General features: G+C 48.0%; 1 protein-coding gene. It reads right to left on the minus strand.

Translation table 11 applies throughout. From position 1 onward, the window contains the following. On the minus strand, nucleotides 1-604 hold a 604-nt coding region (locus tag R7Q09_RS26865), incomplete at both ends, for a molybdopterin-dependent oxidoreductase (protein WP_318144038.1).

Genomic DNA, 604 nt, shown 5'->3' on the forward strand with positions numbered 1-604 from the left:
CAGACTTCTTGTACTCTTCGAAAGAGATTGACGTCAGTTTTCCTGAGTTAGGGTTTTTCGCAGCTTTTTGTAGCGGGTCGTCGTCACGCAGACCGTAACCGATGTCGGTGTCTGCTTGAGTAAAGTTCGTGTGCTTGTTCACGAAATCCCAGTTTACTGCATCGTTTTCGATGATGTAGTTCGCGATAAAGTTAGCAATCGCAAGGTCAGACTGTGGGTTAAAAATGTAGCCGTGATCTGCCAACTCGAATGAACGGTGGTAGTAAGTTGAAAGTACGTTTACGCGAACATGAGGGTGGCTCAGGCGACGGTCAGTAATACGAGTCCATAGTACTGGGTGCATTTCTGCCATGTTCGAACCCCAAAGCACGAATGCATCAGCGTTCTCGAAGTCATCGTAACAGCCCATAGGTTCATCGATACCGAAAGCACGCATGAAACCTACTACCGCAGACGCCATACAGTGACGCGCGTTAGGATCAATGTTGTTAGAACGGAAACCGGCTTTCATCATTTTCGCCGCCGCGTAACCTTCCATTACAGTCCATTGGCCAGAGCCAAACATACCAACGCTAGTCGGGCCTTTTTTCTCTAGAGATGCTTT

The sequence above is a fragment of the Vibrio sp. 2130-1 genome, from assembly GCF_033339515.1.